Annotated in this window: 18 protein-coding genes and 1 riboswitch; of the genes, 9 read left to right on the top strand and 9 right to left on the bottom strand. The window is 65.2% G+C overall.

Going from position 1 to position 18,941, the window contains the following annotated elements:
• Window positions 1–6 precede the first annotated feature (6 nt).
• Window positions 7–187: riboswitch (yybP-ykoY riboswitch) on the bottom strand.
• A 91-nt stretch (window positions 188–278) separates the two neighbouring features.
• Window positions 279–1,040 carry a class II aldolase/adducin family protein gene (locus tag KYX69_RS15865; RefSeq protein WP_300498886.1) on the top strand — a complete coding sequence of 254 codons (762 nt, stop codon included), beginning with the start codon at window positions 279–281 and terminating at the stop codon, window positions 1,038–1,040.
• Window positions 1,041–1,404: 364 nt separating this feature from the next.
• Here the strand turns inward: KYX69_RS15865 and KYX69_RS15860 are convergent, their stop codons facing one another.
• The 3 genes from KYX69_RS15860 to KYX69_RS15850 are packed head-to-tail and all read right to left on the bottom strand — an operon-like array spanning window position 1,405 to window position 5,305.
• The gene (locus KYX69_RS15860; protein ID WP_300498884.1) at window positions 1,405–3,312 is read right to left on the bottom strand and encodes an acetyl/propionyl/methylcrotonyl-CoA carboxylase subunit alpha; all 1,908 of its coding nucleotides are present in this window, start codon (window positions 3,310–3,312) and stop codon (window positions 1,405–1,407) included.
• The gene (locus KYX69_RS15855; RefSeq protein WP_300498882.1) at window positions 3,309–3,695 is read right to left on the bottom strand and encodes a hypothetical protein; all 387 of its coding nucleotides are present in this window, start codon (window positions 3,693–3,695) and stop codon (window positions 3,309–3,311) included. Before KYX69_RS15855 ends, KYX69_RS15860 begins: the two co-directional genes overlap by 4 nt.
• Before the next feature lie 8 nt (window positions 3,696–3,703).
• Complete coding sequence (locus KYX69_RS15850; RefSeq protein WP_300498880.1) at window positions 3,704–5,305, bottom strand: carboxyl transferase domain-containing protein; 1,602 nt, start codon at window positions 5,303–5,305, stop codon at window positions 3,704–3,706.
• A gap of 48 nt (window positions 5,306–5,353) precedes the next feature.
• Between KYX69_RS15850 and KYX69_RS15845 the strand changes: the two genes are divergently transcribed.
• Complete coding sequence (locus KYX69_RS15845; RefSeq protein WP_300498879.1) at window positions 5,354–5,692, top strand: DMT family protein; 339 nt, start codon at window positions 5,354–5,356, stop codon at window positions 5,690–5,692.
• A gap of 1 nt (window position 5,693) precedes the next feature.
• Here KYX69_RS15845 and KYX69_RS15840 read toward each other — a convergent pair whose 3' ends face one another.
• The 3 genes from KYX69_RS15840 to KYX69_RS15830 are packed head-to-tail and all read right to left on the bottom strand — an operon-like array spanning window position 5,694 to window position 9,186.
• Window positions 5,694–6,422 carry a hypothetical protein gene (locus KYX69_RS15840; protein WP_300498877.1) on the bottom strand — a complete coding sequence of 243 codons (729 nt, stop codon included), beginning with the start codon at window positions 6,420–6,422 and terminating at the stop codon, window positions 5,694–5,696.
• Window positions 6,419–8,038, bottom strand: coding sequence for an AbgT family transporter (locus KYX69_RS15835; RefSeq protein ID WP_300498876.1), 1,620 nt, complete (start codon window positions 8,036–8,038; stop codon window positions 6,419–6,421). The genes KYX69_RS15840 and KYX69_RS15835 overlap by 4 nt, the downstream gene beginning before the upstream one ends.
• Complete coding sequence (locus tag KYX69_RS15830; RefSeq protein ID WP_300498961.1) at window positions 8,035–9,186, bottom strand: isovaleryl-CoA dehydrogenase; 1,152 nt, start codon at window positions 9,184–9,186, stop codon at window positions 8,035–8,037. The genes KYX69_RS15835 and KYX69_RS15830 overlap by 4 nt, the downstream gene beginning before the upstream one ends.
• Window positions 9,187–9,284: 98 nt before the next feature.
• On the opposite strand from KYX69_RS15830, the gene KYX69_RS15825 reads away from it, so the two are divergent.
• From KYX69_RS15825 to KYX69_RS15800, 7 genes are all read left to right on the top strand, one after another.
• The gene (locus KYX69_RS15825; protein ID WP_300498875.1) at window positions 9,285–10,130 is read left to right on the top strand and encodes a LysR substrate-binding domain-containing protein; all 846 of its coding nucleotides are present in this window, start codon (window positions 9,285–9,287) and stop codon (window positions 10,128–10,130) included.
• Between the two features lie 12 nt (window positions 10,131–10,142).
• Window positions 10,143–10,367 carry a DUF6471 domain-containing protein gene (locus KYX69_RS23220; RefSeq protein ID WP_367280212.1) on the top strand — a complete coding sequence of 75 codons (225 nt, stop codon included), beginning with the start codon at window positions 10,143–10,145 and terminating at the stop codon, window positions 10,365–10,367.
• Window positions 10,368–10,381: 14 nt separating this feature from the next.
• Window positions 10,382–11,164, top strand: a complete 783-nt coding sequence (locus KYX69_RS15820; RefSeq protein WP_300498874.1) for a hypothetical protein — start codon at window positions 10,382–10,384, stop codon at window positions 11,162–11,164.
• A gap of 230 nt (window positions 11,165–11,394) precedes the next feature.
• The gene (locus KYX69_RS15815) at window positions 11,395–11,850 is read left to right on the top strand and encodes a MaoC family dehydratase (protein WP_300498873.1); all 456 of its coding nucleotides are present in this window, start codon (window positions 11,395–11,397) and stop codon (window positions 11,848–11,850) included.
• Window positions 11,847–12,353 (top strand): (2Fe-2S)-binding protein, encoded by a 507-nt coding sequence (locus tag KYX69_RS15810; RefSeq protein WP_300498871.1) that lies wholly within the window; start codon window positions 11,847–11,849, stop codon window positions 12,351–12,353. The genes KYX69_RS15815 and KYX69_RS15810 overlap by 4 nt, the downstream gene beginning before the upstream one ends.
• Before the next feature lie 107 nt (window positions 12,354–12,460).
• Complete coding sequence (locus tag KYX69_RS15805; RefSeq protein ID WP_300498869.1) at window positions 12,461–13,363, top strand: RcnB family protein; 903 nt, start codon at window positions 12,461–12,463, stop codon at window positions 13,361–13,363.
• An 83-nt stretch (window positions 13,364–13,446) separates the two neighbouring features.
• Window positions 13,447–14,145, top strand: coding sequence for a 2OG-Fe(II) oxygenase (locus tag KYX69_RS15800; RefSeq protein WP_300498867.1), 699 nt, complete (start codon window positions 13,447–13,449; stop codon window positions 14,143–14,145).
• A 39-nt stretch (window positions 14,146–14,184) separates the two neighbouring features.
• Here KYX69_RS15800 and KYX69_RS15795 read toward each other — a convergent pair whose 3' ends face one another.
• From KYX69_RS15795 to KYX69_RS15785, 3 genes are all read right to left on the bottom strand, one after another.
• Window positions 14,185–14,574 carry a response regulator gene (locus tag KYX69_RS15795; protein ID WP_300498865.1) on the bottom strand — a complete coding sequence of 130 codons (390 nt, stop codon included), beginning with the start codon at window positions 14,572–14,574 and terminating at the stop codon, window positions 14,185–14,187.
• A gap of 62 nt (window positions 14,575–14,636) precedes the next feature.
• Complete coding sequence (locus KYX69_RS15790) at window positions 14,637–17,063, bottom strand: ATP-binding protein (RefSeq protein ID WP_300498863.1); 2,427 nt, start codon at window positions 17,061–17,063, stop codon at window positions 14,637–14,639.
• Window positions 17,063–18,451, bottom strand: a complete 1,389-nt coding sequence (locus KYX69_RS15785) for a GGDEF domain-containing phosphodiesterase (protein WP_300498861.1) — start codon at window positions 18,449–18,451, stop codon at window positions 17,063–17,065. The genes KYX69_RS15790 and KYX69_RS15785 overlap by 1 nt, the downstream gene beginning before the upstream one ends.
• Between the last annotated feature and the right edge of the window lie 490 nt (window positions 18,452–18,941).

The raw sequence follows: 18,941 nt of genomic DNA, 5'->3' as shown, positions 1-18,941 counted from the left end.
CCGGGCGGATGCGAATTCCAACGACACCACGCCCCTCCGCCCAGCCCGGACGGAAAGCATGGCGCCATTGGTCTCGCCCGAACGCCGCGTGATGCGGCCGCTCCCTTCGCGCCATGGCCTCTCGACCAAGTATGTTGACGCGGAGGCCCGTCGCTAGACGGCTGGCTACTCCCCAGATGACTGACGCGGTCCCTAGCCGATGTTGCGCCGCAGCGCAAGTTGCGTCGCCCTGCCCGCTCATGGCATACATACCGCAAGCACGAAAAATGGAGAGGATCATGGCCACCGCCGCTGTCGCACCCCGCACGATGTCCGATGCCGAGTGGGAGGCGCGCCAGCAGCTCGCCGCCGCCTATCGCGTGTTCGACCATCTTGGCTGGTCGGAGATGATTTATAACCACATCACGCTGAAGGTGCCGGGCGAGGATCATGCGTTCCTGATCAACCCGTTCGGGCTGCATTTCAGCGAGGTGAAGGCGTCGAACCTGGTCAAGATCGACATCGACGGCAACAAGCTCGACGACAGCCCCTATCCGGTCAACCGCGCCGGGTTCGTCCAGCATGCGGTGTTCCATCGCAACCTGCCCGATGTGCATTGCATCATGCACACGCACACCACGGCCGGCATGGCGGTGAGCAGCCTGGAGGGCGGGTTGCAGCCGATCAATTTCTACTCGTGCAATTTTTCGGGGCAGATCGCCTATCATGATTTCGAGGGCGTGACGGTGCGCGACGAGGAGGGCGCGCGGCTGGTCGCGAACCTCGGCGACAAGCGCATGCTGCTGCTGCGCAACCATGGCATCGTCGCGATGGGACGGACGCTGCCCGAGGCGTTCATCAAGCATTGGTCGCTGCAGCGCGCGTGCGAAATCCAGCTGGCGACGCTGTCGATGGGCAAGCCGCTGACCGTGTCGCCGGAAGTGGTCGCGGTGCACCAGCGCGACCTGCATATGGCGCAAGTGCCGGGCGGGCCGGGCGCGGCGGATTTTGCGGCGATGGTGCGGTTGGTGGACCGGGTGGACCGGAGTTGGCGGGAATAGGTGGCATGTGTGTACATTCTCATTTCCGGTTGGTTTATGAGGATGTATTTTATCCAAATGGGTTCTTGTAGGAAAGGCCCGGGGCTTCAGGCCGCGGTTTTCCAAGGGTTTTTGGCGGTTCCGGCTGGGGTGTTTGGCCCGGTTACTCGGCGCGGCGGGGTGATTCGGCGCGGGGTGGTTGGGGCGGTGATGCGAACATGTCGCGGGGAAACGCGCCGTGGGTGTCTGGCGGGGTGTGTCTTTTGCTGTGGGGAATGTCGGGCGAATAGACTCGCCCCGCTGTCGCCCCGGCGCAGGCCGGGGCCGCCAAGTTTTGCGGGTGTCGCCTTCCCTCTGGCGGCCCCGGCCTGCGCCGGGGCGACGGTTACTTGGTTACCTTCGCCAGTAGCGCATCGACCTGAACCTGCGCGCCTGCGACGGCGGTCAGGGTTTCCACCACGCCGTCGAACGGGGCGAGCAGGGCCTGCTCCATCTTCATCGCCTCCAGCACCAGCAGCTTTTGCCCCGCGGTGACCGCCTGCCCCTCCACGACCTCGACCGAGACGATGCGGCCGGGCATCGGGGCGAGGATCGCTCCGTCGCCGGCTGCGCCCCCGGCCCCACCCTCGGCGCGCCACGCGCGGTACCAGGCGGCTTCGCCATCGGCGAAGATCGTCATCTGGCGCGGGTCGGCGGAGAAGACGTTGTTGTAGAAATAGCGCCACGACGGCGCGGCATAGTCGAGCAGGTCCACCTCGAACCGCTGGCCATGTTCGTCCATCACCGCGCCACGCGCGCGGGGTGCGGCGTTGAGGCGGAAGGCGGGTGCGATCGTGCGCGCGTCGCGCATCTGGCTGACGATATCGCCGAACACCCCTGCGCCGGCGTCACGCGCCATGTCGGCGCGGATGTCCGGGCCGGTCAGCAGCGCGGCTTCGTTGCGCGCGATGAAGCCGGTGTCGATGGTCGCGCCGACGAACTCGGGATGTTCGAGGCAGCGCATCAGGAAGCCGGCATTGGTGCGCGTCGGCGCGATCATGACCCCGCCGCACAGGATCGCAAGCTCGGCCGCCGCTTCCTCACGCGTGTTGCGATGGACGATCAGCTTGGCGATCATCGGGTCGTAGAAGGGCGTGACCACGCTGGTGCGATCGACCCCGGTGTCGATGCGGACGTCATCGACGATGTGGTCGGGGTTGAGATCGAACGTGGTGAAGCCGCCGGTCGAGGGCAGGAAGCCCTTGGCCGGATCCTCCGCATAGAGCCGCGCTTCCATCGCCCAGCCATGGATCGAAAGCTGATCCTGCGTCTTGGGCAGCGGCTCGCCCGATGCGACGCGCAGCTGCCATTCGACCAGATCGACGCCAGTGATTGCCTCGGTCACCGGGTGCTCGACCTGAAGCCGGGTGTTCATTTCCATGAACCAGATGCGGTCGGCGCGCAGCCCTTCGGAGGCGTCGGCGATGAATTCGATCGTGCCGGCGCCGACATAGTCGACCGCGCGGGCGGCCTTGACCGCCGCGTCGCACACGGCGGCGCGGGTAGCTGCGTCCATGCCGGGTGCGGGGGCTTCCTCGATCACCTTTTGGTGGCGGCGCTGGAGCGAGCAGTCGCGTTCGAACAGATGGACGATGTTGCCATGGCTGTCGCCGAACACCTGCACCTCGATATGGCGCGGGGCGAGGATGTATTTTTCGAGCAGCACCTGATCGTTGCCGAACGAGGACGCGGCCTCACGCTGGCAGGAGGCGAGCGCGTCGGCGAAGTCGGCGGCGGCATCGACGCGACGCATCCCCTTGCCCCCGCCGCCCGCGACCGCCTTGATCAGCACGGGGTAGCCGATGCGGTCGGCTTCGGATTGCAGGCGTTCGGGCGACTGGTCCTCGCCGAGATAGCCGGGCGTGACGGGGACGCGGGCGTCCTGCATCAGCTTCTTGGCCGCGTCCTTGAGGCCCATGGCGCGGATGCTGGCAGGGTTGGGGCCGACCCAGATCAGGCCGGCGGCCTGCACGGCTTCGGCGAACTCCGCATTTTCGGAGAGGAAGCCATAGCCGGGATGGATCGCCTGTGCGCCGGTTTGCTTGGCGGCGGCGATGATGCGGTCGCCGATCAGATAGGACTCGCGCGCCGGGGATGCGCCGATATGCACCGCCTCATCCGCGCTGCGGACGTGGAGCGCATTGGCGTCGGCGTCGGAATAGACCGCGACGGTGCGGACGCCGAGCTTCCGCGCGGTGCGGATGATGCGGCACGCGATCTCGCCACGGTTGGCGATGAGGAGGGAGGTGATCATTGAAACGTGTATCCGGGCTTATGGGTCAGCACGATCGGTTCGCCGCGAAAGTAGGTGCTGAAGACCTCTGCAACCTCTTCCGAGCTGAACTCACCGGACGGTAGTTCCGGGCCCAAAAGGAGACGGAAAAGCCAGGAGTTCTTTCTCGTTGGCCTTGGCAAAGCCGAGCCCTTCGTGAAGCTGACGTGAGAGCTTTCATCGCCGGAACGCCGTTCCAAGATCCAGCCGCTCCCGCTCAATCCGGCCTGGAGGTAGAAGTGCTCGGACTGGGCCAGGATCAGAACATCACCTTCCTTGCCGGGGAGCGCCTTAGCAATCTCACGCGCGAGGTCCTGCTGCGTGGCAATTGATACGTAGTGCTTTTCCCCAAAACTGAGTTTCATTGGTGTCATCACATCCGAAACACGCCGAAGCGTGTCCCCTCCTCCACTGGCGCGTTCAGCGTTGCCGCGAACGCCAGGCCCAGCACATCTCGCGTCTGCGCAGGGTCGATAATGCCGTCGTCCCACAACCGCGCCGTTGCGTGCCACGGGTTGCCTTGCGCCTCGTAATCGTCGCGGATGGGTTGTTTGAAGGATTCGGCCTGTTCCGGCGTCCAGTTGGCGGCGTCGCGGTGGACCGTCGCCAGCACCGAAGCCGCCTGTTCGCCGCCCATCACGCTGATGCGGCTGTTGGGCCAGCTGAACAGGAAGCGGGGGCTGTAGGCGCGACCGCACATGCCGTAATTGCCGGCGCCGAAGCTGCCGCCGATCAGCACGGTGATCTTGGGGACGCTGGCGGTGGCGACTGCGGTGACAAGTTTCGCGCCGTGCTTGGCGATGCCCTCGGCCTCATATTTTCCGCCGACCATGAAGCCGCTGATATTCTGGAGGAACAGCAAGGGCACGCGGCGTTGGCAGGCGAGCTCGATGAAGTGGGCGCCCTTGACCGCGCTTTCGCTGAACAGCACGCCGTTATTGGCGAGGATCGCGACGGGGATGCCCCAGATGTGGGCGAAGCCGCAGACAAGCGTGGTGCCGTACAGCGCCTTGAACTCGTGGAACTCTGAGCCGTCGACCAGCCGGGCGATGACTTCGTGGACGTCATAGGGGGCGCGGACGTCGGTGGGGACGATGCCGTAGAGGTCTTCGGCGTCGAACTTGGGCGGGCGCGGGTCGAGCAGCGCGATGTCGGGTTTGCGGTCGGCGGGGAGGTGGCTGACGATGTCGCGGACAATGGTCAGCGCGTGTTCGTCATTGTCGGCGACATGATCGACCACGCCCGATTTGCGCCCGTGCAGGTCGCCGCCGCCCAGATCCTCGGCGCTGATTTCCTCCCCCGTCGCGGCCTTGACCAGCGGCGGGCCGGCTAGGAAGATCGTGCCCTGTTCGCGCACGATCACGCTTTCGTCGGACATGGCGGGAACGTATGCGCCGCCCGCAGTGCAGCTGCCCATGACGCAAGCGATCTGGGGGATGCCCTTGGCGCTCATGTTCGCCTGGTTGAAGAAGATGCGGCCGAAATGATCGCGGTCGGGGAAGACGTCGGCCTGATGCGGCAGGTTCGCGCCGCCGCTGTCGACGAGGTAGATGCAGGGCAGCCGGTTGGCCTCCGCAATCTCCTGCGCGCGAAGATGCTTTTTGACCGTCATCGGGTAATAGGTGCCGCCCTTTACCGTCGCGTCGTTGCAGACGATCATGCAGGTGCGGCCCGAGACTTTGCCGATGCCGGCGATCATGCCGGCGCCGGGCACTTCGCCTTCGTACATGTCGCAGGCGGCGAGCTGGCCGATTTCGAGGAAGGGTGCGCCGGGGTCGAGCAGGCGTTCGACGCGCTCGCGGGGGAGCAGCTTGCCGCGTGCCGTGTGGCGTTCGCGCGACTTTTCGTTGCCGCCCAGTGCGGCCTGCGCGACGTCGGCGCGGAGCTTTTCGACCAGCGCGCGGTTGTGCGCGGCGTTGGTGCGGAAGCCTTCGTCTTCGGCGTTGACGAGCGATTTCAGGACGGGTCCGCTCATCTTGCGCCCCCGGCGGCGAGCGCGCAGAGCGGGGCGAAGGGAGTTTTCATGGCGACGATCCTGCTGCTGATTGCGTCCAATGTGTTCATGACGATCGCGTGGTATTGGCATCTCGGCAAAGGCGGGCTGGAGAAGCCGTTGCTGTCCGTGATCCTGATCTCTTGGGCCATTGCCGGGTTCGAATATTGCCTGGCGGTACCGGCCAACCGGGTTGGCTTTCTGGCCGGGTGGACACCGGGCCAGCTCAAGATCGCGCAGGAGGCGATTGCGCTGACCGTGTTCGGGGTGTTCATGGTCGCGGTGCTGGGCGAGGCGCTGCACTGGCGCCACTTCGCGGCGTTTGCATGCATCATGGCGGCCGTGGCGTTCCTGTTCGTCGGCAAGTGAGTCACAGCCAGCGGTCCTGCATCCATGCGGCGGCGGCGGCGCGGATGCGGTCGGGATAGTCGGGCAGGTCGTTGCCGACGAGCGGAAGGCCGAAGCTGGCGATGACCTGCCCGACGCCGGCGGTGTCGAGGCCGATCCCGGCGGCGCGGGCGTGGCGGGCGATTTCCAGCTCCTGGCCCCAGAAATAGATGTTGGTGGCGGCGACATTGGCCTGCATCTGGCGCACCTCGTCGACCCGGCCGTCGCTGACCAGGGGGAGCCAGATATCGGGCATGAGCAGGGCGACCGGCGCGTCGGGGCGCCAAGCGAGCGCGTCGCCCTCCACGATGCGGATCTTGTCCCCTGCCCCGCCCGGCAGGCGCGCGAACAGGTCGAGATCGGCGTGGAGCGCGATCACGTCGGGGTCGCGTTCGACCACCGTGACCTGTGTCACGCTGTCGCGCAATGCGGTGGCGGCGGCGACCCAGCCCATGCCGAGGCCGAAGATCGCGACATGGCCGGTAGCATAGTGGACGCCGATCCCCTGGCTTTCGAATTCGAGCGGGGTCAGCGACATCCAGGTGTCACCGTCGCGGGTCAGTGCGCGGACATTGGGGACCAAAGCGGGCGGGCTCCAATAGCCGCGCGTCAGGACCATCGCCGGGGGGCGCAGCGACCAGCGGCCGCTGTCGATCGGGCGATACAGGTCCTCAAACAGTTCGGTGCCGAGGTCGAGCAGCGGATCGATCATGCGCCTCCACCTGTGGGCGGGGCGTAGAACACCCCTGCCCCCGGCCCGAGCGGCAGATCGAGCGCGACCCAGGCGACGACCATTGAGATGCCGAGCGTCATGAAGGCGAGCGCATAGGGCAGCATCAGGGCGAGCAGCGAGCCGACGCCGAACGATCCGTCCCAGCGCCGCGCGAACGCGAGGATCAGCGGGAAATAGCTCATCAACGGGGTCATGATGTTGGTGTAGCTGTCGCCCATGCGGTAGGCAGCCGTGGTCATTTCCGGGCTGATGCCGAGCAGCATGAACATCGGCACGACGACGGGCGCGAGCGCGCTCCACTTGGCGCTGGCCGAGCCGATGAACAGGTCGAGGAAGGACGACAGCAGCAGCACGCTGACCAGCAGGATCGGTGCGGGGAGCGCGAAGGCCTGGAGCGCTTCGGCGCCGTTGATCGCGATGATCGGGCCGACATTGGACCAGTTGAACATCGCCACGAAATGCGCGGCGAAGAACACGAACACGATGTACGGCGCGAGGCTGGCGATGCCTTCGCGCATCATGCGGGTGACGTCGTCGGCGGACTTGATCGATCCGGTCGCGCTGCCGAACGCGATGCCGCAGCTGACGAACATCAGGAAGAAGCCCGCGATCAGCGCGCCGTAAAAGGGCTGAAGCTGCGCCGTTCCTTCCGCCTTTTCGTTGATCAGCGGGGTGTAGCCGGGGGCGAGGGTGAGGACGAGGTAAAGCGCGATCACCGCGAGCGCGGCGAGGCCGGCGCGGCGCAGGCCGCGGCGTTCGTCGGCGGTGAGTTCGGAGCGGGCGAGTTCGGCGGTCACTTCCGCGTCTGCTTCGCCGCCCCATTTGCCGAGGCGCGGTTCGACCACCTTGTCGGTGATGAACCACACCGCCGGGGTGAAGACGATGACGATCGACAGGATGAACCACCAATTGCCGACCGGGTTCATCGTCCAGCCCGGCTCGACGATCCGCGCGGCTTCCTGCGTGAAGCCGAACAGCAGCACATCGATCTGGCCCGGCGTGATGTTGCCGGCATAGCCGCCGGAGACGGCGGCAAAGGCGGCGGCGAGCCCTGCGACGGGGTGGCGCCCGGCGGCAGCATAGACGATCGCGGCGAGCGGGATGAACACGACATAGGCGGCGTCGGAGGCGTGGTGCGAGACCATGCCGATGATCGCGACGATCGGGGTCAGGATCGCGCGCGGAGCATTGGCGAGGCTGGCGCGAATGAGGGCGGAGAACATGCCCGACCGCTCCGCCACTGCCGCGCCGAGCATGATCACGAGGATCAGGCCCAATGGCGCAAAGCCGCTCATCGTGCGCGGCATGTCGACCAGCAGGCGACCGATATTGGCTTCGGAGAACAGGCTGGACGCGGTGTAGGTGAGCACCCCGCCCTCCAGCGTCGCACCGGTCGGTGCTTCGTCACCGGTATAGGGGAGTGATGCCGACCATCCGGCCCAGTCGCCGATCGCGCTGACGGCCATCAGCGCGATGATCAGATAGACGAAGATCATCGTCGGTTCGGGCAGCAGATTGCCCGCCCGCTCGACAAAGCCCAGGAAACCGCGCTGGCGGCGGCTTACCTCATCCGATGGTGCGGCGATTTCAGTCATACGGCTCCGACAAGCTCCCGTCCGATCAGCATGCGGCGAATTTCATTCGTCCCCGCGCCGATGTCCAGCAGCTTGGCGTCGCGCAGGAAGCGTTCGACCGGCCAGTCCTTGGTATAACCCGCGCCGCCGAGCGCCTGCACCGCCTCCCCCGCGACCTTGAAGGCGTTTTCGGAGGCGAGCAGGATCGCGCCGGCGGCGTCGAAGCGGGTGGTCTTGCCCGCGTCGCATGCCCGGGCGACGGCATAGACATAGGCGCGGGCGGAATTGAGCGCGACATACATGTCGGCGACCTTGGCCTGCATCAGCTGGAAGCTGCCGATCGCCTGGCCGAACTGCTTGCGTTCACGCAGGTACGGCAGCACGACGTCGAGGCAGGCCTGCATGATGCCGAGCTGAATGCCCGCCAGCACGGTGCGTTCATAGTCGAGGCCGCTCATCAGCACACCGACGCCGCCGTTGAGCGGGCCCATCACGTTTTCTTCCGGCACTTCGCAATCGGTGAAGACGAGTTCGGCGGTGGGCGATCCGCGCATCCCCATCTTGTCGATCTTTTGCCCGATCTCGAACCCCTTCATGCCGCGTTCGATGATGAAGGTGGTGATGCCGCGCGATCCCTCGCCAGTCTTGGCATAGACGACCAGCACATCGGCATAGGCGGCGTTGGTGATCCAGAATTTGGTGCCGTTGAGGATGTAGCGGTCGCCCTTATGCTCGGCGCGCAGCTTCATGCTGACGACATCGCTGCCCGCGCCGGCTTCGGACATGGCGAGGCTGCCGACATGTTCGCCGCTGATCAGCTTGGGCAGGTATTTCGCCTTCTGCTCCGCGTTCGCCCAGCGGCCGATCTGGTTGACGCAGAGGTTGGAGTGCGCGCCGTAGCTGAGCCCGATCGAGGCCGAGGCGCGCGACACTTCCTCACATGCGATGACATGTTCGAGATAGCCGAGGCCGAGGCCGCCATCCTCCTCCGCGATGGTGATGCCGTGCAGGCCGAGTTCGCCCATCGGTGCCCAGAGCTCGTCGCGCGGAAACCAGTCGTCGGCGTCGATCTTTGCCGCGAGCGGCGCGATCTGTTCGCGCGCGAAGCGTTCGGTGGTCTCACGGATCATGTCCGCGGTTTCGCCGAGTGCGAAATCCATCTGGGGCAGGCTCATGGCGCTCTCCTGAACTTGTTTTGCGCCATCCTAGCGCGCCGCGCGCCCGCTGAGAAATTGAAAGGCCGCGCGGGACAGCATAGACGGTGTCTATGATCGAACGCTATTTGCTGCGCTATTTCCTCGCCGTCATCGATAGCGGGACGTTCACCGCCGCCGCCGCGCAGATGGCGGTGTCGCAACCGACGCTGTCCGCGGGGATCGCCAAGCTGGAGCGCGAGGTGGGCGCGAAGCTGCTGCGCCGGTCGAGCCAGCGGATCGAGCTGACCGAGGCGGGGTCGCAATTTGCGGTGCATGCGCGGCGGATCGAGCGCGAGTTCAACCTGGCGGCAGCGGCGGTGGGCGGGATCGCGCAGCCCGCGACATTGCGGCTGGGAGTGCTGACGACGATTGCCAGCGCGGAGCTGGCGGCACTGGTCGCGCGGATCGCGGCGGATGCGCCCGGGCTGGCGGTCGAGCTGGTCGAGGGGAATGCGACGGTGCTGGCGCAGCATATCGCGCGCGGGCGGGTCGACCTGGCGCTGACCGCGGTGCAGGGCGATGGCGAGGCGTTGCGCAGCGAACCCTATCTGCTCGCCCTGCCGGTCGGGCATCGGCTGGCCGGGGAAGCCGCGCTGCCCGGCGAGGCGCTGGCGGGCGAGACGATGATCGTGCGGCGCAGCTGCGAGGCGCTGCCGGAGACCAGCCGTTATTTCACGCGGCGAGGCATCCGCCCGAGTTTTGCGCTGCGCACGCCCAACGACGACCGCGCGCTGGCGATGGTCGCGGCGGGGCTGGGCGCGACGGTAGTGCCGGCGTCGCACCGGCATGCCGGGGTGGCCAATCCGGCGCTGATCGGGTTCGACTTGCGGCGGACGCTGGTGCTGGTGCGGGGGGAGGATGCGCGCGAGGGGATGGCGGCGGTTGGGGACGCGGTGCGGGGGGTGTTTGGGGGATAGTTATCAACCTGCATCAGGGAAGGTGGCGCTGTCGGCGACAGGCAAGCGGCTCCTGAAAGCGGAGCAGGCGCGCAAAGAGATCTCCTATGCGAGCTGATCCGCAAGCTTGACGAGATAGGCGTAATGGACTTTGAACCGATTATCAGGGACAAGATCAGCCGGGGCAATTTTACAGCGGTGTTCTTGTTGCAATGCCTAGAGGCAATTGGCGCGCAGTTCATAAAGGTATCGGAGTAGCCGTAGCGCTGTTTGTGCTATTCGGTGCCTTCAATTTTGTCTGGCACGAATCTGCGCTAAGAACCGAACAACGGGTAAAGGCCGCCGACGCCGCCGACGACTACGCCGCAAGCGCCGATAAAAAGATAAGGGATCGATGCCTCAGTCTCAAAGCGGAGGCACAGCTCGTGTGCGTAACCGAGGCAGTAAAATCCTCCCGCGAAAGCCAGCGCGAAGAATATGATCTCGTAGCTCAGCAGCAGGCCGCGCGATGGACCATGATCGCGGGCGGCGCGGCGAGCATCGGCCTCATTGTGAGCCTTATCGGCATTGTACTTGTCTGGACCACATTTAGAGAGACCCGGCGCAGCACCAATGCTGCGGTAAGAAGTTACGACGCTTTCGTTAAATTCGAAAGCCCCATGATAGATATTGATTTTAGTGAATACAGCGTTTTGTATCATAACGGCAGGCCGATGGTGCTGGCCTATCTTGTTGTTCGTAACATTGGTAGAAGTCCAGCGATAATTATAGACGTATGTGTTCAAGGCGATGAAAGTAGAACTTATAGCCGCATTATAGCGAGCGGAGAAAAGCTTCCTCTCAAGGATCCATTCCAGTTTTACATTCCTGAAAGTGGGGCGGTTTATGGGTATATCGAGTTTCTGACGGCGGTGTCTCCCGGCAAGAAACGTATCTTCGTAATGGGATTTGAAAAGATGGAACCCGGGTGGCGGGCTAGCATCCATCCCAACGATATTCTGGATCATGACGACCCATCTTATGACCGTCCGCTTGAGGACATAGATCGTCGATAGCACGCCCTAAGCCCTTTCGCTCAGAGCACCTTTTAGAAAGACACCTGCGTTGCGGGTGAGGACACCCGTAACCGCCTAGGTGCTTTTGCTATATAACGACGACCGTATCCTGTGCCTCGGGCCCCCTCCACCATGCTGCGCATGGTCCCCCTCCCCGTTCCGGGGAGGATTATTTTGGGGGACTGACAAACCGGCCTCGCGCGTTAAGTGAGGCGCAAAGGGAGACGGTGATGGCGGGACGCTATTTCGACGAATGGCAGGTGGGCGACCGAATCGTCCATGAGCTGCGCCGCACGGTGACCGAGACCGATAATCTGCTCATCTCCACCCTCACCCATAATCCCCAGCCGCTGCACCTCGACGCGGAGGCGGCGGGGGCGAGCGAGTTTGGGCGGATCCTGGTCAATGGCACCTTCACCTTTGCGCTGATGGTCGGGATTTCGGTGGGGGATACGACGCTGGGCACGCTGGTCGCCAATCTGGGCTATGACGAGGTGCGGATGCCGAGCCCGGTGTTCATCGGCGACACGCTGCGCGCCGAGACCGAGGTGGTGGCGCTGCGCCCGTCCAAGTCGCGGCCGGGTCAGGGGGTCGTCACCTTTCGCCATGTGATGCTCAACCAGCGCGACGAGACGGTGTGCACCTGCCTGCGCAGCGCGCTGTTGCATGCTAAGCCGGTGACATGACCAAGTTCACCGTCAACAACCAGCCGGTTTCCTACAAGCTCGATCCGGCCACGCCGTTGCTGTGGGCGCTGCGCGATGCGTCGAACCTGACCGGGACCAAATATGGCTGTGGCACCGGCGAGTGCGGCGCGTGCATGGTCGATATCGACGGGACGGCGGTGCGGTCGTGCCAGGTGACGATCGGCGGAGTCGAGGGGACGTTCGTCACCACGATCGAAGGGCTGACGGCCGAGGGCAACCACCCGGTGCAACAGGCGCTGATCGCCGAGAATGTCGTTCAGTGCGGATACTGCATCCCCGGTATCGTGATGAATGCCGCGGCACTGCTGCGCAAGAACCGCAACCCGTCGGACGAGGACATCATGGGGGCGATCACGAACCTGTGCCGCTGCGGCATCTATCCGCGCTTGATCGAGGCGATCGGGCGCGCGGCGCGGGTGGCGCGGGGCGATGAAGAGATTACGATCGATCGCGGCATTCCGGTCGAGACCGGGGAAGAATAAGAAAGCTTTCAATTGGCTGTCAGTCCAATTCAGAAGTGTGTCAGCCGACTCGACGTAAAAGCGCGTTAGTCTGAACGCCGGCGCTTTGTCGGGGAGCGGAGGATAATATGAAGAAGATGATCTTGGCAGCGCTGATCGGCGCGACCATTTTGACCCCCGCTGCTGCGACTGCGCAGGACCGGGGCGGACGTGAAGGCCGCGGTGGTGGCCAGGCGCGTGAAAGCCGCGGCGAGCAGTTCCGCGAACAGCGCCAGCAATGGCAGCAGCAGCGCCAGGAGCAGCGCGAGCAGCGGCAGGAGCGCCCGCAGTTCCAGCGCCCCGAGCGCCCGCAGGTCCAGCCGCGCCCGGCGCCGGCACCGGCGGCCGCCCCTGCCCCGCAGGTCCGGGAACAGCGCCGCGACTTCCGTGAAGAGCGTCGCGACGACCGCCGCGACTTCCGCGGGGAGCGCCGCGAGGACCGCCGCGACCTGCGCGGGGCGATCATGGGGTCGCAGACGCGCGACGAGCGCCGTGACGACCGCCGCGACTATCGCGAAGATCGCCGCGATGACCGGCGTGACTATCGCGACGACCGTCGGGACGACCGGCGCGACTGGCGCGATGACCGCCGGGACGATCGCCGCGATTATCGTCAGGACCGCCGCTATGGCGACTGGCGCGACACGCGGGCGGATCGCCGCAGCTGGGACGACAACCGCAACTGGAACCGCAGCTGGCGCGGCGACCGCCGCTACAACTGGAATCAGTATCGCGCGACCAACCGGCACGTCTATCGCCTGCCGCGCTATTACGCGCCGCGTGGTTACAACTACGGCTATCGCCGGTTCTCGATCGGCATCACCATCGGGTCGATGCTGTTCGCGCCGGATTACTGGATCAACGATCCGTTCTACTACCGCCTGCCGCCGGCCTATGGCCCGTATCGCTGGGTGCGCTATTACAATGACGCGCTGCTCGTCGATGTCCGGTCCGGCTATGTCGTCGACGTGATCCACGACATCTTCTGGTAAGCGACGCACGCGTCACGCAGGGAGGCCCGGCCGGCAACGGTCGGGCCTCTTGCGTTTCGTGGGCTCAGCGGCAAATTGCGGGCATGAAATTCTTTTCGCGTTCCAAAACCCCCGCCGGATCGGTCAGTCGCGCCCGCCTGGGCCAGGAGGTTACCGCGCGGGTCGAGGCCAATCCGGCGATGCGCCGGGCCAAGGTCGATGCCGCGCAGGTCTATTACCATCCCGGTTTCCTGAACGATGCCGAGTGCGACAAGCTGATCCGCCTGATCGACGCCAATCGCCGCCCCTCCACATTGTTGTCGCAGTCGCAGGACCCCAATTTCCGGACGAGCGAAAGCTGCGACCTCGACCGCTGGTCGCCGGATGTGCAGCCGATCGACGAGCGGATGGCGGCCTTGCTCGGCATCCCGCCCGAAAATGGCGAGACGATGCAGGGGCAGCGCTATGCGCCGGGGCAGCAGTTCCGCGCGCATTATGACTGGTTCAACGAACAGCAGGACTACTGGCCGGCGATGAAGGCGTCGGGCGGCCAGCGGACCTGGACCGCGATGATCTACCTTAATGACGTGGAGGAAGGCGGCGCGACCTGGTTCCCGCAGGCCGGGGTGCGCGTTGCACCGAAGCGCGGGTTGCTGCTGGCGTGGAACAATATGAAGCCCGATGGGTCGCCCAATATCGGCACGCTGCACGAGGGGACGCCGGTGGTGAAAGGCGTCAAATACATCATCACCAAATGGTTTCGCGAGCATGCGTGGATCCACACGCCGGTGCAGACCTATTGATCCGATCCCCCTCACTGAACCGGAGGGGGATATTGGGGGCTAGAGGATCATGTCGTCGCCGCTGCGGAGCGCGAGCACGCGGCCGATCGTGTCGAACAGCGCATCCATCGCCACCGGCTTGAACAGCACCTCGTCCGCACCCGCGGCGAGGCAGCGTTCGCGCAGGTCGACCGCAGTGTCTGCCGTGACGACGATGACGGGCAGTTCGGCCTTGGCATCGCCCCGCGCGCGGATGCGCTCGATCGCCTCGATCCCGTCCATGCCCGGCATGCGCAGGTCGACCAGCACCACGTCATACTCGCCCGCACCGATCATGGCGAGGCCCTCTTCGGCATGCGCAGCTTCGGCCATCGTGGCGCCGGCGACATTGAGCATGTCGCGCACTACGCGGCGATTCATCGGATCGTCCTCGATAAAGAGGATGTTCATTGCGCGACCATCCCATGGGTGGCGGCGGTCTGGACCGGGGAAATCATAGGCGTGCTATCACCCTAAGCCGCTTGCGATACAAGCGTCGTGCGACGGGATGTCTCACAAATTTCGCTTCGTTCTGCCGTGAGTGCGGCCACCAGTGCGGGTCCTTTCACGGGCTTAACGATGATTTTGTCGATACCGGTGTCAAGCAGCCGCTGCTCGATGTCCGGCGCAGGCGTGCTCCACAGCGCCGCGACGCGTGCTCCGGCCGGGGCAGCGGCGGCAAGTTCTTTCAGCTTTTCAACAGGATCGCCCTCGGCGGCGGCAAGTGTCGCCTCATCCGCCAGGATCATTACCGGGGCGACGTTCGCGGCAAGCGTCATGGCTTCGTCAAGCGTCGCGGCAAACTGGACCGTTGCGAAGTGCGGCGTCAGCAAAGTGCGCAGCATGCCGCGCACGATCGGGTTGCGGTCGAGCACGACGAGATGTTCGCCGTCCTTCGGTGGCTCGACCGCCGAATCGGGCGCATCGGCGAGGCGCAGCGGGAGATCGACGGTGAAGGTCGACCCCTCCCCCACCACGCTGGCAACCGTTACGCTGCCATCCAGCGCCTGGGCGAGATTGCGGACGATCGCGAGGCCGAGGCCGGTTCCGCCGAATTGGCGCGTGGTGCCGGCATCGACCTGCTTGAAGGATTCGAACACCTCGCCGAACTTGTCGGCGGGGATGCCGATGCCGGTGTCGCCGATCGCGAGCCGCAGCCGATCGCCCGCTGCCGTGACGGTGACCGAAAGGCCACCGCGCTCGGTGAACTTCACCGCGTTGGACAGCAGGTTGAACACGATCTGGCGCAGCCGGCCGGGATCGGTTTCGATCCAGCGCGGCGTGTCGGCATAGCTTAGGGTGAAGTCGAGCCCCTTGGCGCGCGCCTGCTCCTCCCACATGCGCGTGACATCGCGCAGCATCGTATGGAGGTCGGTGGCGGTGAGTTCGACCGTGAGGTTGCCGGTCTCCATCTTGGCGACATCGAGGATGTCGTCGACCAGCGCGCGCATCGTCATGCCCGCGCCATGGACGATGTTGATCCGGTCGCGCGTTTCGGCCGGGACCGAGGCGTCGCGCAGCATGATCTGAGTCATGCCGAGGATGCCGTTGAGCGGGGTGCGAATTTCGTGGCTGGTGGTCGCGAGGAATTCGGTCTTGGCCTTCAGCGCCTTTTCGAGCGCGACATTGGTGCATTCCAGCACCGCATTGGCCTCCCGCACCTGATTGCGGCTGCGGCGGATGGTGAACAGGCCGATGCTGAGCAGCGTCACGATGACGACGAACGCGCCGCCAAGACCGATGAAGAGCGTGCGCTGAAACTCCGCCTCGCGCCGCAATTCCTGCGCCTGCAGATTGGCGATGCGCAGTTCCTGGTTCGCATAGTCGAACCGCGCCGCCATCAGCGCGGTGCTGGTCGAGGTGGCCAGTTCGGTCGCCTCGTCATTGAGCGTGCGCAGCCGCTCGAGATGCCGCAGCGCGTCGCGATCGCGGTCAAGCGCGCGATAGATCGAGTAGGCGGTAAAATGCGCGTCGCGCATGACGTAGGTCGTGCCCGCAAGGTCGATGCCGGTAAACGCGCGCTCGATCAGCGTGCGTGCCTCACCGATCTTGCCCTGAAGCCGCGCGGATTCGGCGGAGACGGCGAGCAAGCGGCTTTCACCCTGATGCGCGGGGTCGCGCTGGATGATGCGGGCCGCTTCGGCCAGCGCGGCGTCGGCTTCGCGATAGCGCTTCTGATCGAGCAGCGACCGCGCGATGTTGACGTGGATATTGGGCAAGAGGTTGGTCGACTTCTCCGCCTGCGCTACCGCCAGCGCCTTGCGATATTCGGCTTCAGCCTGACGCGGCTCCTCCATCTGAAGCAGGACGGCGCCGCGGTTGTTGAGCAGGAACATCTGCAGGCGCGGATCGCCGGTATATACCTCGGCGGCCTGCTTGAAATATTTGTCAGCGCTGCGCAGGTCCTGCGCGCTGTTGTAGAGGGTGGCGATCAATTGCAGCGCGATCGACTGGTTGCGCTTTTCGCCCAGCTTGGCGAAAATATTATGCGCTTCCTGAAGCGAGGCGAGCGCTTCGGCATAGCGCGACTGCGACTCCTGCACGCCGGCCCGTGCGACCAACAGGTCTCCGCGCAGTTTCGTTGGTGCCTGGTCCCCACTGATCAGGCGCAGGGCACGCGCGATGCGCGGCGCTGCCTCTCCGGGCTTGCGGGTGCGGATCAGCGCCTCGCTCTGTAACCACAAGGCCGTCGCTTCAGCAGTTGCACGCGGGCCGGGTTCGGGGATCGCGGCGGCATGGCGCTGGGCCTGCTCGGCGGCAGCGAGCGCGGCCTGCGGGTCGCTGACCATCGCGCTCTTGGCGCTTTCAAACAACGCTTCCGTTGCGCGCTGCTGCGCGGCAGCAGGGGCAGCGAACGCCAGTGCGAGCCAGCAGAGAAGGAGGGCGAGACCCCTCGGCATCACCCGCTCTTGCGCCAGAAATTCTCGGTGCGCCCGAAGCTCGGCCGCAGCGTCGCGACCGACTTGAAGCCTTCTTCGTCGAGATAGCGGACGAACGCGTCGAGCGCGATCGGGCGGCTGATCAGATAGCCCTGGACCATGTCGCAGCCCATCACGCTGAGCAGCGCGAGCGCAGCCGGCGTTTCGACGCCTTCTGCCGTAACCTCCATCTCCAGCGCGTGCGCCAGATCGATGGTCGAACGCACGATCAGCGGATCGCGATTGCTGCTGGTCAGCTGCATCACGAACATCTTGTCGATCTTGAGCTCGGTCGCCGGGAGCTGCTTCAAATATGCGAGCGAGGAGAGGCCGGCGCCATAATCGTCGATCGCGAGCGGAATGCCGATCGCGGCGAAGCGCTGCAAATGGCGGATCGCGCTGTCCGGGTCGCGGATCACCGCCGTTTCGGTAATCTCGAAACCGATCTTGGCCCCGGACTCGCTGACGATGCGGCAGGCTTCTTCGACGAACGCCTCGTCCGCCAGCAACACCCCGGAAATGTTGATGAACACCGGCATGTCATGGCCGTGGGCCAGCATCACCTGCTGGTCGGCGATTACCTGGCGCAGCGTCCACAAGGTCAGGCCGACGATTTCGCCACCGTCTTCGGCGGCGTTGATGAACTCGCCCGGCAGGATCAGGCCGCGCACCGGATGATGCCAGCGCACCAGCGCCTCGGCACCGGTCACGGCTTCACGACGGACATTCACCTTGGGCTGATATTGCAGGAACAGCTGGCCGGCGGCGATGGCGCGCGGCAGTTCGCGCACCAGTGCCGCGCCGTCGAACGCGGCATGGCTCTGCGAAAGGTCGATCGAGACGATCCCCGCGTCGGTGCGCGCCTGTTCGAGCGCGGCTTCAGCGCCTTCGGTCAGGCGCACTTCATCGTCATCGCCAAAGGGCGCGACGGCGATGCCCCAGACCAGCTGGATCAGATGGCGTTCCCCGTCGAGATCGACCGAGCGGGCGAAACTGGCTGCAAGCCGCTCGACCAGCGCCCGCGCACCGACCGGGCTGTCCGCCTCATAGCCGAGTTCGATCAGCGACCGGCCGGCGGTCACGCTGCGCACGCCCGGCTCAAGACCGCTCATGCGATCGGCGAGGTCGTGGATCAGCGTATCGGCGCGCGGCCGACCCAAATGGCGGCGCAGCGATTGAAAATTGGCGATCTCGCACAGCGCCAGCACGCGCCAGCGGGTGCAGGCTGGACCGCCGGCACCGCGCGCGACCACCGTTTCCGATTGGTGGCCGGGCGCGTCGCCCCCGACCTCCGGACCGTCATTCATGGCGATACGCCCCGCCTCGAAAGGCGAACCGTGAAAACCGGCGGGGTCGAAACGGTCAGACATGCCGTCCGGCCTAACAGCCAGTGCTGAAGGAAGTTTTAAGGAACCCGGCCCGGCGCGATCACCGATCTAGGTAGATTCCCTATAATCCCTAACAATTGATTCAGGATGAATTTTGAGATAACCAAAATGGGTGCGCCACGTGCGCACAATGGGAGAAAAGACATGTTTGCACTCTTGTTCCGGGACACCGGCGGCGAAACTCTGCGCCCCTGGTAACCCTTTTCCGGCCCGGGCCGGCGGCGTGATGGATGGTCCTTCACCCTCGACCCGCCCGGGCTGATTTCCTGAATAGCGGCCGCCATCCCACTGGGATTGCGGCCTTTATTTTTCTGATCCGTTCTGGATGCGAAACTGTCGATCGCGCGACCGAGCCTGTGTCGTCATGCAACAAATCCACAGCGACGGCGGCTTGACTCCCCCCGCTCAGTCCTTCGCCAAGCTTGTCGCGAATCACCGCGACTCGTGGAGTCAGCGCGAGTCGTGCTTTGAC

Source organism: Sphingomonas sp., assembly GCF_030145815.1.
In the GTDB taxonomy this organism is placed as follows: Bacteria; Pseudomonadota; Alphaproteobacteria; order Sphingomonadales; family Sphingomonadaceae; genus Sphingomonas.
The sequence above is the reverse complement of the archived record's forward strand: the minus strand, read 5'-3'. Positions and strand labels throughout refer to the sequence as shown.

What these genes read in the sequence shown, in the direction of transcription:
- KYX69_RS15790 (WP_300498863.1), bottom strand. Translation starts at nt 17,063, where the DNA reads ATGCCGAGGGGTCTCGCCCTCCTTCTCTGCTGGCTCGCACTGGCGTTC.
- KYX69_RS15865 (WP_300498886.1), top strand. Translation starts at nt 279, where the DNA reads ATGGCCACCGCCGCTGTCGCACCCCGCACGATGTCCGATGCCGAGTGG.
- KYX69_RS15800 (WP_300498867.1), top strand. Translation starts at nt 13,447, where the DNA reads ATGAAATTCTTTTCGCGTTCCAAAACCCCCGCCGGATCGGTCAGTCGC.
- KYX69_RS15795 (WP_300498865.1), bottom strand. Translation starts at nt 14,574, where the DNA reads ATGAACATCCTCTTTATCGAGGACGATCCGATGAATCGCCGCGTAGTG.
- KYX69_RS15825 (WP_300498875.1), top strand. Translation starts at nt 9,285, where the DNA reads ATGATCGAACGCTATTTGCTGCGCTATTTCCTCGCCGTCATCGATAGC.
- KYX69_RS15810 (WP_300498871.1), top strand. Translation starts at nt 11,847, where the DNA reads ATGACCAAGTTCACCGTCAACAACCAGCCGGTTTCCTACAAGCTCGAT.
- KYX69_RS15845 (WP_300498879.1), top strand. Translation starts at nt 5,354, where the DNA reads ATGGCGACGATCCTGCTGCTGATTGCGTCCAATGTGTTCATGACGATC.
- KYX69_RS15805 (WP_300498869.1), top strand. Translation starts at nt 12,461, where the DNA reads ATGAAGAAGATGATCTTGGCAGCGCTGATCGGCGCGACCATTTTGACC.
- KYX69_RS15785 (WP_300498861.1), bottom strand. Translation starts at nt 18,451, where the DNA reads ATGTCTGACCGTTTCGACCCCGCCGGTTTTCACGGTTCGCCTTTCGAG.
- KYX69_RS15850 (WP_300498880.1), bottom strand. Translation starts at nt 5,305, where the DNA reads ATGAGCGGACCCGTCCTGAAATCGCTCGTCAACGCCGAAGACGAAGGC.
- KYX69_RS15860 (WP_300498884.1), bottom strand. Translation starts at nt 3,312, where the DNA reads ATGATCACCTCCCTCCTCATCGCCAACCGTGGCGAGATCGCGTGCCGC.
- KYX69_RS15815 (WP_300498873.1), top strand. Translation starts at nt 11,395, where the DNA reads ATGGCGGGACGCTATTTCGACGAATGGCAGGTGGGCGACCGAATCGTC.
- KYX69_RS15855 (WP_300498882.1), bottom strand. Translation starts at nt 3,695, where the DNA reads ATGAAACTCAGTTTTGGGGAAAAGCACTACGTATCAATTGCCACGCAG.
- KYX69_RS15835 (WP_300498876.1), bottom strand. Translation starts at nt 8,038, where the DNA reads ATGACTGAAATCGCCGCACCATCGGATGAGGTAAGCCGCCGCCAGCGC.
- KYX69_RS15840 (WP_300498877.1), bottom strand. Translation starts at nt 6,422, where the DNA reads ATGATCGATCCGCTGCTCGACCTCGGCACCGAACTGTTTGAGGACCTG.